General features: G+C 49.5%; 16 protein-coding genes. 9 read left to right on the top strand and 7 right to left on the bottom strand.

Features of this window, described 5'->3' with window-relative positions; all coding sequences use genetic code 11:
* Positions 1 to 31 precede the first annotated feature (31 nt).
* The 3 genes from GCE9029_RS11300 to GCE9029_RS11310 are packed head-to-tail and all read left to right on the top strand — an operon-like array spanning position 32 to position 1,240.
* Positions 32 to 346, top strand: a complete 315-nt coding sequence (locus tag GCE9029_RS11300; RefSeq protein ID WP_002536663.1) for an antibiotic biosynthesis monooxygenase family protein — start codon at positions 32 to 34, stop codon at positions 344 to 346.
* Positions 347 to 391: 45 nt separating this feature from the next.
* Complete coding sequence (locus GCE9029_RS11305; protein ID WP_062665597.1) at positions 392 to 868, top strand: peptide-methionine (S)-S-oxide reductase; 477 nt, start codon at positions 392 to 394, stop codon at positions 866 to 868.
* A gap of 21 nt (positions 869 to 889) precedes the next feature.
* Positions 890 to 1,240, top strand: coding sequence for a rhodanese-like domain-containing protein (locus GCE9029_RS11310; RefSeq protein WP_062663373.1), 351 nt, complete (start codon positions 890 to 892; stop codon positions 1,238 to 1,240).
* A 43-nt stretch (positions 1,241 to 1,283) separates the two neighbouring features.
* On the opposite strand, the gene mltC is transcribed toward GCE9029_RS11310, so the two are convergent.
* The 4 genes from mltC to GCE9029_RS11330 all read right to left on the bottom strand — a co-directional run bounded on the left by mltC (position 1,284) and on the right by GCE9029_RS11330 (position 8,202).
* A complete protein-coding gene (mltC, locus tag GCE9029_RS11315; protein WP_062663374.1) occupies positions 1,284 to 2,399 on the bottom strand; it encodes a membrane-bound lytic murein transglycosylase MltC in 1,116 nt (371 codons plus the stop codon).
* Between the two features lie 155 nt (positions 2,400 to 2,554).
* A complete protein-coding gene (gene lhgD / locus GCE9029_RS11320; protein ID WP_062663375.1) occupies positions 2,555 to 3,742 on the bottom strand; it encodes an L-2-hydroxyglutarate dehydrogenase in 1,188 nt (395 codons plus the stop codon).
* Positions 3,743 to 3,891: 149 nt separating this feature from the next.
* Positions 3,892 to 7,659, bottom strand: a complete 3,768-nt coding sequence (locus GCE9029_RS11325) for an EAL domain-containing protein (protein WP_062663376.1) — start codon at positions 7,657 to 7,659, stop codon at positions 3,892 to 3,894.
* Between the two features lie 180 nt (positions 7,660 to 7,839).
* Positions 7,840 to 8,202, bottom strand: coding sequence for a nucleotide pyrophosphohydrolase (locus GCE9029_RS11330; RefSeq protein WP_062663377.1), 363 nt, complete (start codon positions 8,200 to 8,202; stop codon positions 7,840 to 7,842).
* 228 nt (positions 8,203 to 8,430) lie between these two features.
* Here GCE9029_RS11330 and GCE9029_RS11335 point away from each other — a divergent pair, with 228 nt between their 5' ends.
* From GCE9029_RS11335 to GCE9029_RS11360, 6 genes are all read left to right on the top strand, one after another.
* The gene (locus GCE9029_RS11335) at positions 8,431 to 9,009 is read left to right on the top strand and encodes a DedA family protein (protein WP_062663378.1); all 579 of its coding nucleotides are present in this window, start codon (positions 8,431 to 8,433) and stop codon (positions 9,007 to 9,009) included.
* Positions 9,010 to 9,056: 47 nt separating this feature from the next.
* Complete coding sequence (locus GCE9029_RS11340; RefSeq protein WP_197475386.1) at positions 9,057 to 10,133, top strand: D-alanine--D-alanine ligase; 1,077 nt, start codon at positions 9,057 to 9,059, stop codon at positions 10,131 to 10,133.
* 44 nt (positions 10,134 to 10,177) lie between these two features.
* Positions 10,178 to 10,717: a DinB family protein gene (locus GCE9029_RS11345; protein ID WP_062663380.1), complete on the top strand. Its 540-nt coding sequence runs from the start codon at positions 10,178 to 10,180 to the stop codon at positions 10,715 to 10,717.
* A complete protein-coding gene (locus tag GCE9029_RS11350; RefSeq protein ID WP_062663381.1) occupies positions 10,718 to 11,473 on the top strand; it encodes an NRDE family protein in 756 nt (251 codons plus the stop codon).
* A gap of 67 nt (positions 11,474 to 11,540) precedes the next feature.
* The gene (locus GCE9029_RS11355) at positions 11,541 to 11,966 is read left to right on the top strand and encodes a YHS domain-containing (seleno)protein (RefSeq protein ID WP_062663382.1); all 426 of its coding nucleotides are present in this window, start codon (positions 11,541 to 11,543) and stop codon (positions 11,964 to 11,966) included.
* Between the two features lie 34 nt (positions 11,967 to 12,000).
* Complete coding sequence (locus tag GCE9029_RS11360) at positions 12,001 to 13,743, top strand: bifunctional lysophospholipid acyltransferase family protein/GNAT family N-acetyltransferase (protein ID WP_062663383.1); 1,743 nt, start codon at positions 12,001 to 12,003, stop codon at positions 13,741 to 13,743.
* A 61-nt stretch (positions 13,744 to 13,804) separates the two neighbouring features.
* On the opposite strand, the gene GCE9029_RS11365 is transcribed toward GCE9029_RS11360, so the two are convergent.
* The 3 genes from GCE9029_RS11365 to GCE9029_RS11375 form a co-directional block, all read right to left on the bottom strand.
* Positions 13,805 to 14,320, bottom strand: coding sequence for an outer membrane beta-barrel protein (locus GCE9029_RS11365; protein WP_062665600.1), 516 nt, complete (start codon positions 14,318 to 14,320; stop codon positions 13,805 to 13,807).
* A 214-nt stretch (positions 14,321 to 14,534) separates the two neighbouring features.
* Positions 14,535 to 15,242 (bottom strand): hypothetical protein, encoded by a 708-nt coding sequence (locus GCE9029_RS11370; RefSeq protein ID WP_062663384.1) that lies wholly within the window; start codon positions 15,240 to 15,242, stop codon positions 14,535 to 14,537.
* A 79-nt stretch (positions 15,243 to 15,321) separates the two neighbouring features.
* Positions 15,322 to 16,080, bottom strand: a complete 759-nt coding sequence (locus GCE9029_RS11375) for an isocitrate lyase/PEP mutase family protein (RefSeq protein WP_062663385.1) — start codon at positions 16,078 to 16,080, stop codon at positions 15,322 to 15,324.
* Positions 16,081 to 16,156 lie beyond the last annotated feature (76 nt).

Consider the following 16,156-nt stretch of genomic DNA (forward strand, 5'->3'; position numbering starts at 1 on the left):
TCAAAATTCAGGGAGTAACAAGGGGTTTGAGATGATCGCAAGGGAATGGAAAGCGCGCTGTCCAAAGCATCATGAAGAGGGCTTTATTGCTTATCTTTATGAAACTGGTGTGAAAGAAACGTCTGAGACTGAGGGCTTTCAGGGGGCGCAGATCTTCAAGCGGGAGATGGATGGAAATTCAGAAATCACGTTGATCAGCTACTGGAAAGATCTGGAGTGCATTAAGGCCTTTGCGGGTGAGGATATCGGCATTGCCCGTTTGTACCCGGAAGATGAAAAGTACGAACTGAAACCTGACTTTCACGTGTCTCACTATGAAGTAGTTGAAAGTCGTTTAAACCAATAAACAAGATACTCATTAACAATGAAAAATGCTTCGCCAGAAAAACCGTTGGAAGAGATCTACTTTGCAGGTGGCTGCCTGTGGGGCGTGCAAGAGTTTATGCGCCACTTGCCGGGCGTGGTGTTCACCGAAGCGGGACGGGCAAACGGCACCAGCCACTCAACGGCTTCACCTTATGATGGTTATGCCGAATGTGTACGAACACAATTCGACCCTGACACGGTCTCAGTAGAGACATTGATGGGATATTTCTTTGAAATCATCAACCCGCATAGCGTTAACAAGCAAGGCGAAGATGTCGGCGAAAAATACCGCACAGGCGTATACAGCAATCATCCTGAGCATTTGACTATTGTCCGCGACTTCATTGCGGCCAGGGAAGATGCAGACAGGGTTGCGGTGGAAGTACTGCCATTGAGTAACTACGTGCCGAGCGATAAAGAACATCAGGATAGGCTGACCCGTTTCCCTGATGACTATTGCCATATCCCTCTGGATTTATTACATAAATACAAGCAGAAGTAGATTTGTACCAAGGATGAAGGAATGAATAAAACAATCGCGTTAACCCTGACACTCTGTAGTGCCCTGCTGGTGGCGCCTTTAGCTTTGGCATCCGACCGCGCAGAGTATGGTTGGGAAATGATTGAACAGGGCGCGATGGTGGTGGATGTTCGCACGCCGGGTGAATTCGATGACGGCCACTTGAGCGGTGCGGTGAATTACCCCGTGACAGAACTGGATAGACACATCCAGAATTTAGATAAAGACACACCGCTGGTGCTGTATTGCCGCAGCGGTGTTCGCTCAGGTGCAGCGTATCAATACCTACTGAGCAAAGGCTTCACCAATCTTCACAATGCTGGTGGATTCGAAGAGATGAAAAACGCGAAGTAACTGACTTCGCGTTTTTCTGTTAGAGCACTCTTACCTTACCGACCTAGATTTTTCCTTCATTAAAGTCTTTCTGGAAGTAGAGCACCTTCTGAAGGTAGCGTCTCGCCTCGTCTTTCGGGTGTCGGGTTGTCAGGGCATCGTAGACCTGACGCGGGGACTTACGGTTAAGCTCTACCATCGCCTGTTTACGATCACTATGAAAGGTCGCCAGTACGCCGCCTGTGCCGCCGTTGTAGGCGGAGATCATGCTGAAGTGCTTGGACGAAGCGTTCTTCACATCACGCAGGTAGCGGGTTTTCAGAATGTGCAGATATGCCGTGCCTGTGTCGATATTGTTTGCGGGATCGAACAGGTACTCTTTGGTCGGCATTCCCGGCTTCTTCTTCACCAGATTAAACACATCTGCACCTGCTGTTTTCGGGATCACCTGCATTAAACCGTACGCACCGGCATGGCTGACAGCATAAGGGTTGAAGCTGCTCTCGGTTTTGATCACCGCATAAATCAGATCTTCTGGAATGTCGTAACGCTTTGAGGCGTCGCGGACATAGTGTGCATACTGGTATTCACGCTGCTCCAAATGATCTTTCACCATATCAATCTGCACGTAATAGGCTTTGCCGCGCTTGATGGATTTGCTTTGCAGCTTGTTGTCGATGAGGTAATCCGCAAAGCGGTTTGCGCGCCATTCCCATTCAATTGATTTGCCTTCCTGATCGACAATCTGACCGAGGAAAAATGGCTTTCCGGTGAGCTCAATCTCTTTGTCCGTAAACTGCTCGACGTGCTTCGGATCAGCGGGCATTAATACCGTTTGAACGATGGCTTTTTGCAGCTTTTCCATCGGCTGGCGTTGGGCAACGGTAGAAACGTAAATCTTACCAGCCTCAAAGTCGATGTGTGCCCGGGTCTGATAACCGTCCAGATATTTCACATAGCGGTGTTTGCTGGACTCGACATACTCATCGTCGCCCCATTGTTTTTTCGCCTCTTTGGCAATGTAAGCGAACAGGGCGCTAATTGCCTTTTTGTTGGCATCAGATACGGGTTGGCTGGTGACAGGTAGCGGAGTGTTATCGCAGTTGCAATCCGGGGTTTCGGGCGCTGCTGAGCAGCCAGTAAGCAGGGTTGCTGACAGCAGAAGAATGGCTTTTTTCATCGTCACTTCTGATTGTTGTTTTTGTTCTTAGTGAATAGAGGCGACGATGCTATGCCTGACCTTGAAAAAAGGAAAGAAATTTGTCGGCATCGAGGGAGCTAAAGAAAGAAATTTTGCGCTAGCACACAAGGTGTTAGCGCGCTTTTTGAGCAGGTCTAGTTGAGTTGTTCGACGATATGTTTAGCGATAGGAAAGCAAGATGTTGCTGCCGGTGAAGGTGCATTGCATACGACTAATGCGTGCTCGGTTTTGTGGAACAGGAAATCATCAACCAGATCGCCGTTTTGATAGACCGCTTGAGCACGAATACCGGAGGGGTAGGAACGCAAATCCTGATTGGTTAGGGAAGGGCAATACTTCTGCACTTCCTTTAAGTAGCCCGGTTTCCAGAACCCATTCCTGAGCTCCTTCATGGCGGATTTGAAATTGCGGCGAATCACTTTGTAAAACCCGGGATACTGCAGCATCTCAACCACGTCACTCGGAGAGAAAGAAAAGCGAGAGTAGCCTTCACGGGCAAGACTTAGCACCGCATTTGGGCCAACAGTGACCGAGCCATCAATCATTTTGGTCAGGTGAACGCCGAGGAAGGGCAAAGCAGGGTCAGGGATGGGATAAATCAGACTGCTGATAATGGCATTATGTTCGCTCGCCAGTTGGTAGTAATCGCCGCGAAACGGCACCATTTGGAAATCCGGCGTCTCTCCCAGCATGCGCACAATGCGATCTGACATGATGCCTGCGCAGGAAATCAGCTTGCTGGTATGGAAGGTTTGTTCACCTGCCACCACAGTCACGCCATCTTTTGATTCCTGAATGTACTCAACAGGATGACTATAAAAAATATCCCCACCGCGCTCCTTGATCATACTTCCGAGTTTTTGGCAGATCTGGCGATAGCTAACGATGCCTGTGGAAGGGATAAAGATAGCACCAAGCCCACTGATATTTGGCTCTTTATTCTCTAGCTGTGCCGCGTCCAGCACATCGAAATCCAATTCGTTGTCAGCTGCGCGGATTTTTAATGCTTCCATGCGTTCCAGTTCAACTTCACTGGTGGCAACCAGCAGTTTGCCGCATTCCTCGAAAGGGATTTGGTGCTCGGTACAGAAAGCTTTAATGGCTTGATTGCCTTCTTTGCAAAAACGCGCCTTCATGCTGCCCGGTGTGTAGTAAACACCAGCGTGGATGACACCGCTGTTGCGTCCTGTTTGGTGGCTGGCAGGTTGAGGTTCCTTTTCGACCACCACAACACGCGCATTGGGCTCCTGCTTTTGCAGTTCACTGGCGACACTCAATCCAACGATTCCTGCGCCAATGATCAAATAGTCGCAATTCACCATGTATCAATCCCTGATAAAGCCTTCTGTAAGAAGTTTGATTGAATGCTAAATCGTCAATGATGGGAAGGTGTTAGGAGTGACTCTGTGACACGAGCTATACCCAAACGACCCGAATGCTGGATCTGCGTATTGTTTGAATATGAATGTTGTTAACCTGCAGACTTTCTATTGCTGGCTGCGTCTTTCTCGTAGGGATTTCTGATGCCGGCCTTAGAAGAGGAAATGACGCGCCCAAGCGGGATAGGTTCTCCGTACACATAGCCTTGGGTGTAATCAAGGCCCACTTCGCGCACATGGCGAAGGTCTTCCTCGCTGTTGACCTTGTGCGCGGAAGTTTTAACTTTCAGTGTATCCGCCACCTGTTTGATGGATTCAACAATGCGTTTATCGACCTTGCTCGACTTCATCATTGAGATAATGCTGCCATCGATTTTGATTAGGCTGATATTGAATTTGCGCAAGTAACCAAACGAGGAGAGTTCTGAGCCAAAGTTGTCGACGGCGACTTCGCATCCGAGTTTACGCAGTGATGAAACGATGTCTTGAGAGCGAATGGTGTCGATAAGCAAAGTACTCTCTTTGACTTCGATACAAATCTGGCTGGCAGGCAGCACACTGTCTTTGATTAAACCGAGACAGTAACTCATGAAGCTCTCACTGTAGAAAGCGCCGGTTGAAATATTGACGGCAATACCCAATCCAGTTTCTGCGAGGGCATTTGCCTGTTCTACAAGCACTTCGTTAAACACCCAGCGCTCAATGCTGATCAGGCGACCTGTCGGCTCAGCAGCAGGGAGAAACTCGGCGGGAAGCAGTAAATCCCCTTCTTCAGTGATCAGTCTGACGAGCACTTCATGCCAGGTAGGAAGCTCCTGGCTATTGGGTACCAATGGCATGCTAAGTAGACTGAAAGAATTCGTGGATATGGCAGTATCAATCCGCTGCAACAGGAAGTCGCGACGGAATGAAATGCCATCATTCAGCAATGAAGGGTCGAATACTGAAATGGCCGGCTTGCAGCTTTCAGTTAATGATTCAAGAGCAACCTGTGCTTGGTAAATCAGCTGGAACGGCGTGCTTTGCAGTGCCTCGGCAGCCGTTAAGCCAATTGAGCAATCCAACGGGTAAGACGTTTCGCCATGTTGGTATTTTAATGAGCAGATTTTCTCTGAAAGCTTGTTAAGAGAATGCTGGGCGTTTTCGATTGATTCGTTAGGCAGTAAGACGCCAAACTGCTTGTCACTGAGTCTGGCAGCGTTCTGTTTTCCAAAAGACTTGATGATTAAACCAGCTGATTTAACAAGTTGATCCCTGATTTGGTTACCAAAGGCATCGGCCAGCGCTTCGAGTCCGCCGATTTCCACGACTGCCAGTGTATGTCTGTCTAAGGATTCCTCGAGACTGTCGATATGACCTTGCAGCTTGTGTTCAAAAGCGCGTCGGTTCGGAAGTTTGGTGAGCATATCTAAAGCCGACTTTTCCTCTTTTCCTGCAATACGCTCTTCCATAGAGACTGTGTGAAGATGGAAGGTGAGCACCCATCCGTTCGGTGCATTTCCATCTGGGATAACCGGAATCACCTCTAAATAAACCAGTTGTTCCTGATGTTGCTCAGTTTGCAAGGTGAAGGTACCGTTCAGGCGGAAGTCCTGATGGTATGCAGAGAGTAGGTGAGCAAAGGTGTATTGATTTTGGCGGTCAAAAATATTGAACTGCTCATCAATGCTAGCGCCGATTAAATCATTGTTCGACAGGCCAGTGAAAGCTGCGGCATGGCGGTTGATAAAGGTGATTCTGAGCAGGGAATCAAGCGCGATTATACCATCACTGACGGATTCGGCAGCGGTTGCGAGCAGCAAGTTCTCCCTTTCGAGTTGCACGTTTTCGCGGTGGATCGTAGTGGTCTCCTGACAGAGCCCGACCAACCGTGAACCGCTGTCTGGGTGTATTACGCGGGCGAGAATATGGTGGTATACCACCTGACCATTGGCATTTCTCACCTGAATGTTGATGTCGAGCTGCTCGTCGTGCATCCTTGCCACAGTGAACATGGCCTCAAGTTGGTGTTGGTCTGAAGGCAAGACTTTATCGCGCCACAGGGATCTAGATATACCGTCACTTTCCTGAAGGCCATACAAGGCGTACATCTCGGTATTCCAGTAAATCTCTTCTGTTTCTGGGTTGTACTCCCAAAGGCCGAAATCGCATACCTGGCCGACAAGTTCAGCTTGCTTGGCAGCGAGTGCTTCTTGCAGCGAAAGCTCGCGTTCATCATCAATATCCGTGATGGTACCAATCACTTTGGTGGTTACGCCATGGCTGTCATGTTCGATAGGTTGGCAATGATCCCTCACCCAACGATAGCGCTCATTGTCATCCAGTAACCGATATTCAATGGCACCAAACTGGCCGCCATTGTATGTCACTGTGTGTTGGTATTCTCTGAGATCATCCGGGTGAATGCGGGACATCCACTCGTACAGTCGTTTGACGTCACTGGCTTTGATGCCAATGGCTTGGCTGGCGTTTTCTGAAAGGTGCAGATACTTCGTGTGGCACTCCATTTCATAGACTGCGGTACGGTTGATTCCAAGGGCAAATTCGAATTTCTTCGACCACATTTTCCGCTCATCATCGAAGCGACGATCTTTGTCGATATCCTGAACCTGATAGATAAACTGCAGGGTATTTCCTGTCCATTTGTCCCTGATGATGGAGACACCAATACGTGTCCAAACCACCTGTTTGTTTTTGCGCGTGAGGCGAACTTCAGTTTGAAAATTATTGATTTTGCCTGAAGAGAGTAATTGAAGCTGCTCATTGGCTGCATCTTTATCGCGATGGAACACAAGCTGTCGGAAGGTTTTCTTTTCCAGCTCTTTTGCGGTGTAACCAATCAGGTCGATGAAGCTTTTGTTGGCATTACTCATTGTCCCGTCGGGCTGGACCATGACCGTTCCTATCACTGATGACTGCATGGCATTTGAAAACAAATCTGCCCGTTCATCACTCGTTTTCTGGATTTGAAGCAGGCGCGCCGACTTCACGGCGAGGATTGCCCCAAGCAACATGGCACCACTGATTGGGAGCAAAAGCCCAGTCGTACTGACGGGTTCAGTTGATATCACTAGGTTCTCTTCTGGGTTTACTAACAATAAATCCAGGGTCACCGAGACCACAAAGGCGGTGAAAAAAGCTGATAGCCTGTCCAATATGGCGCCCGCCACGGTCAGTGCGATGGCAATGGCAATAAAGGGGAAAGTAGCATGGGTAAGCAACCATCCGCATAGCGCAGCGATGACAAATATCGTCATGACGGTAGTTGGGCGACAGAGGCTCGATGGCAATTCACGGTTGCTTTGCAGCAAGGTGTAAACCAGAGGTGTGATAGCCAAGATACCGATCACATCACCAAGGTACCAAGCAGGGGCAACGGCTTCGAAGGGGATGGACAATTCTCGGTTCAGCACCCAGCCGCCGAGGACGGCGCCAGCGAGGGGGCTAAGCAAGACAGTTAGCAGCACAAAGGAGGTAAAAGCCTTCATCGACAGGAAAGGTTCAGCGTATCGGGCGATATAGGCCAGTGACAGACTGCCAAGAATAATGGTGGAAGAGTTCGCGGCTGCGAGTTGAATGCTCTGAAGTGGGTCATCGCCGAAGATAATGTTGGAGAGTAATATAGCGACGAAGGCCGTGCCAACAAGTGCTAATCGTTGGCTGGAAGGCGCCAGCGCTATCATGGCGATACTGAAGCCGTTGGTGTACCAGATAAAGGCTGCGCTGTTAGGCTGGCGGAGAAAGTAGATGGAATACAGCGACTCAATCAGACAACCCAGAAACAAAAGCATGATGCGTATTAATACCGCATTCTCGGGGAATACGTCGCTGGACTGATTGGTCGCTGCCGTTGGGGTCATCGTTTCATCCGGTGCTTTGAGCCAAATAATTAAACCCTCCCTGTTAGCGGGCGCTGACAGCGTCGCCTCACTTGATAGCCAGAGTTTTGTCTCAAAAGTTTAGATGATGTCTCATTTTTGTGCCGAGAAACCCTGATGCGTCGTAAATGGCTCTAAGTGATGACTCACATCGTGGTTTGCTCAAAGTTCGTTGTACTTTACCGCGCGGCCAAAACATTTTTCCGGTGGGTATTTCTTCCGGTTATGTTCGATCTTCTCATCACACGCTTTTTCCAAATCAACGCCGCAGCGATCTGCAATGCGTATTAGATAGAGTTGGATGTCTGCCAGCTCATGTTCAAGTGCTTGTCGTTTCTCAGGAGGAAAGTTCTCAGCTTGTTCAGGTGTTAACCATTGAAAAAGCTCAGCCAGTTCTCCGACTTCCCCACTCAAAGCCATGACCAGATTTTTGGGGTTGTGGAACTGTTCCCAATCCCGCTCGCGGGCAAATTCTGCCATTTCAGATTGCAGCCGAAGAAAAGCACTTGTTGGTTTATCCGTCATGAGGGGCGTTGTCCTTGAGATAATCTGGGGTGACGAAGTTATAAGATGCTAGTGTGTCATGGATTGAAGCACGGGAAAACTGATGTTTCGTATTGCCGCGCTAGTCACTAAATCACCTCTTCACCTGTCCTATTTTTGTGAAAAATAAGAATTTCTTTTCCAACTGAAAGCAAATGCCCGCCAATCCTGTCTATTCTGTAACTAGAACCATGGAGCTAGGCGCCTACCTTGAACGATATCACCGCAACATTGTTGACCTATTCCCCAGTGACCCTCTTTTTCGCGGTGATCCTGTTGTCTTATCTGCTCGAAGATTTAGCGATTGTGACCGCCAGCGTTGCTGCGTCGCAAGGGGTTATGTCAGTACCTGCAGCGTTGGCAGCCATCTTTGTGGGTATTGCGACAGGCGATATTGGCCTTTACGCACTGGGTTTATGGGCACGTCGCTGGAGAAAACTGCGCGGATTTTTGCTGACCAAACCGAGCGTGAGAATGATACGCCGGAAATTGCGCGCCCATGCGTTTGGCAATTTGTTCCTTATTCGCTTTGTGCCAGGTCTTAGGTTTGTCGGTTTTTGCCTGAGCGGTTTCTTCCGTGTCGGGCTAAAACCCTTTTTATCGGCCGTGCTGGTTGCAACTGCACTCTGGACGGCTCTGATTTTCGTGCTGGTTTACAAACTGGGCGAAATTGAATGGATTAATAACCACCTCAGCTGGGGACTTATCCCTGTTGTGGTGATCTTGCTCATTGCCGTCAACCGTGTTGCAGGGAGCAAGCTGAAGGAGAAAGCCGTTTGCACAGATTAAAGCTGGTGGAAGAGAAAACCTCTCCTGCCTTGCCGGTTAACCATGGCATGCCGCCTTTAGACATGAGCGGCAAACCGGTGTCGTTTTTTGAATTCTGGCCGGGTTGGGTGTTTTACGCCCCGGTGGCCTTGCAATGGATATGGAACGGGCTGAAGTACAGAAGCTTTGGATTGCCATTGGTGGCAAACCCCGGCATTGAATTGAGTGGCATGGTGGGCGAATCCAAAGACGCTATTTTGTCACTGGCTGGTGACACAGCGAAGCCTTGGGTATTGCCTTACATCATGTGGGAAAAAACCGCGATGCCGCCAGAAACACAGGCGCATCAGGCACTGACTGCCTTGCAACAGGCAGGGCTCGGCTTTCCCGTGGTTGCCAAGCCGGATCTGGGCTGTCGTGGTGCGGGTGTGCGTTTGGTCGAGAACAAAGGCGAGCTGGAAGAATACCTGCGCCTGTTCCCAGATGGTGCCCGATTGATGTTGCAGGAAAAAGCGCCTTACAACGCCGAAGCAGGTGTGTTCTACGTGCGTTATCCCGATCAGAAAAGAGGTCAGATTTTCTCCATGACCCTGAAATACAACCCTTTCGTGGTGGGCGATGGAGAGAGCAATCTCGCCCAATTGATTGATGAGGATTCCCGTGCCGGAAAACTCGCACATTTATACCGAACACGCCATGAGGACAAATTGGATCTGGTATTGGCGAAAGGGGAAACGTTCCGCCTTGCTTTTGCCGGCAGTCATTCGCGCGGTGCGATTTTCCGCGATGGACGTGACTATATCAGCGATGCGTTAGTCGAGCGCTTGGATGAAATTTTTGATGACTTTCCCGGTTTTCACTATGGACGGATCGATCTCAAGTTCCGGGACATCAACAGCCTGATGCGAGGCGAAGATTTTGTATTGCTGGAAGTCAATGGCGCCAGCAGCGAAGCCGCGCATATCTGGGATCGCGGTGCGACCATCAAGAGTGCATTCGGCACCTTGCTGGATCAATACCGGATGCTGTTTGAGATTGGCAATTTGCAGCGAAAGGCCGGGCACAAAGTCCCGTCGTTGTTGGAGCTTTACCGGGCATGGCGTCGTGAAAAGGCGTTGGTTCGTGATTATCCGTCCACCGATTAAAACAACTAGCAATCGAGAAAAATCAGTCGATTTGAGGGGATACCATGTTAGCGAGAGACACCAGGCCATCACTGAATGAACCCACTGCTGTTGAGGTAGAAGGGTGTCTGGATGTGGCGGCGCAGGCGCTTGAGCTTTTACACCAGCTTTCTGACGAGCAGTACAACTTTGTCGCAGCACCGTATTTGCAAAGTTCAATCGGTCAGCACATGCGCCATATTCTTGATGTGGTCCATGCTGCTTCCGCGCAGGAAATTGATTATGACGTTCGCCGCCGTGCGCACCCTGTTGAAACCGATAAAGAGATTGCGATTTCGGAATGGCGACACCTTTGCGAATGGTTGGAAAGCCTTTGTGAAGCAGATATGGATGCCGCGATTGATGTACGTCATGAGGTCAGTCTGAACCGTCAGGCTGCGGCAAAATCAGCGTCTACACTTGGCCGCGAACTAGCATTTGTCTCCAGCCATGCGGTGCATCATTTTGCGCTAATCCGTGTCAGCTTAAGTGCACAGAATATCAGTGTGGCAGAGACCTTTGGTCTTGCACCTGCCACTCTCAGTCATTTCCGTGGAGAAAAGTGAATGTGTACTGTCAGCTGGTTGCTGAACGATACCGGATACGACGTTTTCTTTAACCGTGATGAGCAAAAGGGTCGTGCGATTGCGCGTCCACCCCAACGTTTTCAGGACAAAGGCACTGCGTTTCTGATGCCCGTGGATCCTGATGGTGGCGGCACCTGGATTGCGACCAACCAACACGGACTCTCGCTTTGTCTGCTGAACTACTATCAGGGAGATATCCCTGAGTTGCCTCTCATTAGCCGCGGGTTGCTGGTAAAAATGCTGGCGTCCTCATCATCTGTGGCAGAAGTGGTTAATACGCTCAATGAGCTCCATATGGGCTCCTACGCGCCTTTCACCTTGTTGGTATTTGCGCCCGATTTAAACGCGCACCACGGCCATGTAATTGCTTTCCAATGGGATGGTCACGTGTTGACGCAGCGACCGAGTGTTGAACCAATGATCTCCTCGTCTGTGGCATTTCAGGAAGTGATGATTGCAAGGCGCGAGGCTTTCAAAAATATCATGACAGAACCGCAGACGGTCGAGAAAGCCTGGGCGTTTCACAAGAGCCACGTCCCTGAAGCTGGGTACAAATCCGTCTGTATGCACCGTGACGACGCCAACACAGTGAGCTTTACTCACCTGAGCGCGACGCCAGGTGCAATGGAAATGGTTTATGTCGATGGACCGCCATGCCGAAACGGCCCAGCGGTGACAGAAACTTTAGTTCGCAAGGTACCTAACATGCGTTTGGTGGCCAGCGAAAAAAGGTGAAATTTTTACCTCCCCGACAGGTTCTTATTTAGCAAGCGAACCTGCCCAAAATAATAAGGAGTGAAAGATGTCTCGCGTACTGTTACTGCTAACTTTGTTGTTCTCACCACTGACCTTCGCCGCCGATATTTATACTGGCTTTTTCAGCAGCAAAGCGGTGAGCGGTTATGACACTGTGTCTTTCTTCGATGGCACACCAGTCAAAGGTAAATCAGATTTCAAAACTGAATATCAGGGTGCTGACTGGTTGTTCTCAAGCCAGGAAAACCTCGATAAGTTTCTCGCAGACCCAGAGAAATATGCACCGCAATACGGTGGCTACTGTGCGTGGGCAATTGCTGAGAAAGATGATCTGGCACCGGGCGATCCTGAGTTCTGGACGATCGTCGATAACAAGCTGTACCTGAACTACGACGATTCAGTGCAGAAAGCATGGGAAAAAGATATCCCGGGCTTTATCGACCTTGGCGACAAGAATTGGTCTAAGCGCTAAGCCAGCCTGTTTAACTGGAAATGGAGAGTCATGAATGATCAGTCCCTTTCAGATCCCGAGAAAAACGCCGTTTGGTGTGATTGAAAAAGCACTGGAGTCCGTGACAGGCCTTCGGGCCTTGGATAAGCACTACCGTCGTCGTCCGGAAGGGATAGACACCGATCATTTTCTCTCCTATACCTTGGATGTGCTCGGCATTGACTACACCGTCTCTGCCGAGGACATGAACAATATCCCGACTACTGGCAGCACAGTCGTCGTGGCCAATCACCCGCTTGGCGGTGTGGAAGGCGTTATCCTTGCCAAGTTGCTTCGTCAGGTGCGCCCTGATGTGAAAGTGCTGGCAAATTACTATCTCAAACGTATTCCTGAACTCAGCGACATCTTTATCGGTGTGGATGTGTTTGAAGGGGAGAGTGCGCGTAAGGCGAACCTAAGGGCGTTACGCGAAGCACATCAGCATGTCAGCGATGGTGGATTGCTGTTGATTTTCCCTGCTGGTGAAGTCTCGACGTTTGACGAAGATGGACAGCTAAAAGATAAAGCATGGAGCCGCTCAGTTGCTGCTTTGGTGAAAAAGCACAAGGCGACAGCGTTACCGATTTATATTGGCGGTCAGAACAGCCGTAAATTCTATCGCGCGGGGCGCATCCATCCGCTGCTCCGCACCGCGATGCTGGCACGTGAACTTCTCAATAAACGGGGCGATTCCATCCCACTTTCCATTGGTGAACCTATTGCATGGAAAGAGTGTCGGTCATTTGATAGCGACGACGCCTTGGTGAATTATCTCAGGCTCAATACTTACCTGCTCAACCGTGAGCAAGCGGTGACTGCCGTTGAGTTGGAACAGGCAGGCGAACCCATCATTGCGCCGCAGCCTGTCGATGCCATAGAGCAGGAACTGACGACATTGTCAGCGGAAGCAAAGCTTCTGTCGTCCAATGAGTTTGATGTCTACTGCACGGAAAGCGCGCATATTCCGGTGATCCTTCAGGAAATCGGCAGAATGCGCGAAGTGAATTTCCGTGCTGTTGGTGAAGGCACTGGCATGGCCTGTGATATCGACGAATACGATGATTACTACTTGCATTTGTTTATCTGGGACAGGGAAGCACGACAAATGGTTGGTGCTTACCGTTTGGGTAAAGTGCAGGAAATCGTGGCAGAGAAAGGGTTGGATGGGCTCTATTCCCGCAGCCTCTTTCAATACGACGGCCGCTTTGTCGAAAGCATGGGCAACTCGCTGGAAATGGGCCGTTCGGTGATTGATGAAAAGTACCAGCGAAGCCTGTCAGCCCTGCTGCTGCTCTGGAAAGGGATTGCTGCTTACGTGAGCAAACATCCAGATATCACCACCTTGTTTGGCCCTGTCAGCATCAGCAACGACTACCCGCTGACTGCGCGTCGTCTTCTGGCTGAGAGCCTGAGTGTGCACCACTATGACGAGAACATTGCTCAGCTGGTGGAACCGACTACACCGCTGGAAACGTCTTCGCCTGTGCCTTGGCATACTTCAATGCTTGCAGGACTTGGCGATTTGCAGTTGTTGTCGCGAGTGATCAGCCGCATGAGCCAGGGCTTGGGCGTACCTGTGCTACTGAGGCAATACCTTGGCTTAAATGGCAAACTGGTGTGCTTTAACGTGGATCCAGCGTTCAACAATGCCTTGGATGGCTTGATTATGGTGGACTTGCGGAATGTGCCTGTGAAGACGCTCGGCAGATACATGGGCAAAGAACAAGCAGAAACGTATCTCGACTATCACCAGTCATAAAACCAAGCTGGCACCAACAAAAAAGCGCCGGAACCCGGCGCTTTTTTGGTGTTCATAACATTTAGAAATTCAGGCTGGCACCAACACCAATAGAGCTGGTTTCTGCACTGCCCGCATCACGGTAAGTCAGTTCTACCGCAAGACCAGGACCAATGCCTGGAGACAAGTTAATACCTACCGCGCCCAGCAGACCCCATCCATCTTCTTTTTCCATCGCGTAGGTATTATCGTAATAGTTGCCACCGCCACGCACATACACATCACCCAAAACGATAGGAATGTTCACCTGAAGTGCTAACGGGATGGAAGTAGATGTGAAATCTTGGTCGACACCGTTTTCATCTGGAATGTCGGCAGTCGTTTCACCATAACCCGTGTAAATACTGGTGAAGTCGTTCAGGTGCAGCTTACCGTTAATGGCCCAGAAATAACCGGTCGCGCTACGGCCCTTATATTTCACATCGGTGATACCTGCATCGGCACCCACAGAGATAGGCAGGATCAGCGCAGAGGCCGAGGTTGCAAAAAGGGCTGAACTTAATGCAGCCAGCGTTATCAGTTTCTTAGATTTAGCCATGTGGTCACCCCGTTTAGAAAAGCGCTCACCAGTAGCAAGCTTGCGACAAAACATATGGAATTCAGTTTAGGAGTGAATCGGCGGTGTAGCGGGGGAACTGAACAGCTTTTGACAACAAGATCAGATATTTGTGAGCTGTACCAAAACAATCTGCTGTTAACGTGACAAAAACGGCACCCGAAGGTGCCGTAAGCGTGCATCAGTGAAGGCTTTATCAGGCTGCAACGAGTGCTGAAATTACGCCAATGACACCGCCGAACACGCCACCCCAGACGACCAGCCAGCCAAGGTGCTCACGGATCATCTTCTGAACAATTTCTTTGACCATTTCTGGCGTCAGTTCATCCAGGCGTTGCTCGATAACCGACTCGATGTTAGCCGTGATATCACCCATCATTTCCGGTTGCTCAATTTGGCCTTTCAGCGCCTCACGGAAGTTATCTTGCTGAGTAATGTCGACTACGGAGGTTTTCATTTTCTCCACGAATGGCTGGCGCAGTGGTGCCAGTGCTTCCGAACCGCCCATCATGGCGAGCATACCGCCAAAAGGACTGTTGTTGATCACTTCTACCAAGCCATCAAACGTTGGGTTGAAATCGATTTGCTCAATCACAGGCTCAAGATTCATCGCGGTGCCGGCAGACATTTCTTTATTCAGGAAACGATCAACATTTTCCTTGGTAAAGAACTGGTCCATCATCAATGATTTGATGCCAAGCTTGAATGCCTCAAAACGCGCCTGAATAACACCAGAACCGTAAAGACCCGGCACTTTTTCAAACAGCATGTGAACGGCCAACAAGTTGGTCAGCGAGCCGGACAGCGCAAATAGACCACCGTAAAGTGCCAGTGGTTGTTCAAAGTAGTAACCCGCTGCGAAAACTGCTGCCGCGATAAGATTGGTCAAAAAGCTTTTGTTCATTGTTTTTGCTCAATTTGTGCACTTGGAATTGGCGATGATTTTAGACAAGTCGAAGACAACGAACAACATGGCTTTTACATCAAAACAGAGAAGAGAAAGACTGACGTTCCTGAATTTTTGTAAGAACGCGGCTAAGGGAATCCTGCAAATAACCATGGACATAATTACCCATACTGATCCGATTGACGCCTAATTGTTCAAGCGTGCCGAAATCTGGCAGGGTGGGTGTACACATGATATTCAGCGGAATCGCGATGACATTGGCAATGGCTTTGATATCTTCTGGCTTTGAGAGAAACGGCACGAACAGGCCATTGGCTCCTGCATCTGCATATCGCTGCGCTCGTCCAATCGTTTCTTCCTTCGCGTTATCTAAACCAAGCAAAAACGTATCGGTACGGACATTGATAAACACTTCATTTCGCTGACTGCCCAATAGCTTGATGATGTCTCTCAGTTTCTGCTGGAAGTCATCTGCGTTTTCAAGAACTCTTTCGCCTGCATGCATTTTACTGTCTTCGATGTTAATACCTTTGACGCCCATCTCGATGAGCGCGCGAATATTCGCGGCAATTTGATCTGCGCTTTCCCCATAGCCAGATTCAATATCCACATTCAGCGGCAAGGTAGAACAGGCAAGGATCCGCCTGACGATGAACAAGAGCTCATCGAATGTCATGGCTTCGCCATCTTCATAACCCAGAGAATGCGCAATGGCAGCGCTGGAGGTGCCAATGGTTCTGTAGCCCAGTGACTCAGCAATTTTAGCGCTGTTTGCATCCCAGACATTTCCCAGCAAATACATTGGTTCGCTGGTGGATAACTGATAAAAATCCATACGTGCTCCGTTTTTCTGTATAAAGTTGAGATAACTTTATCGTGTTTAGTCTTGAATGCTGGCCGAATACGGAACT

It is taken from the genome of Grimontia celer, from assembly GCF_900055185.1.
Taxonomy (GTDB): domain Bacteria; phylum Pseudomonadota; class Gammaproteobacteria; order Enterobacterales; family Vibrionaceae; genus Enterovibrio; species Enterovibrio celer.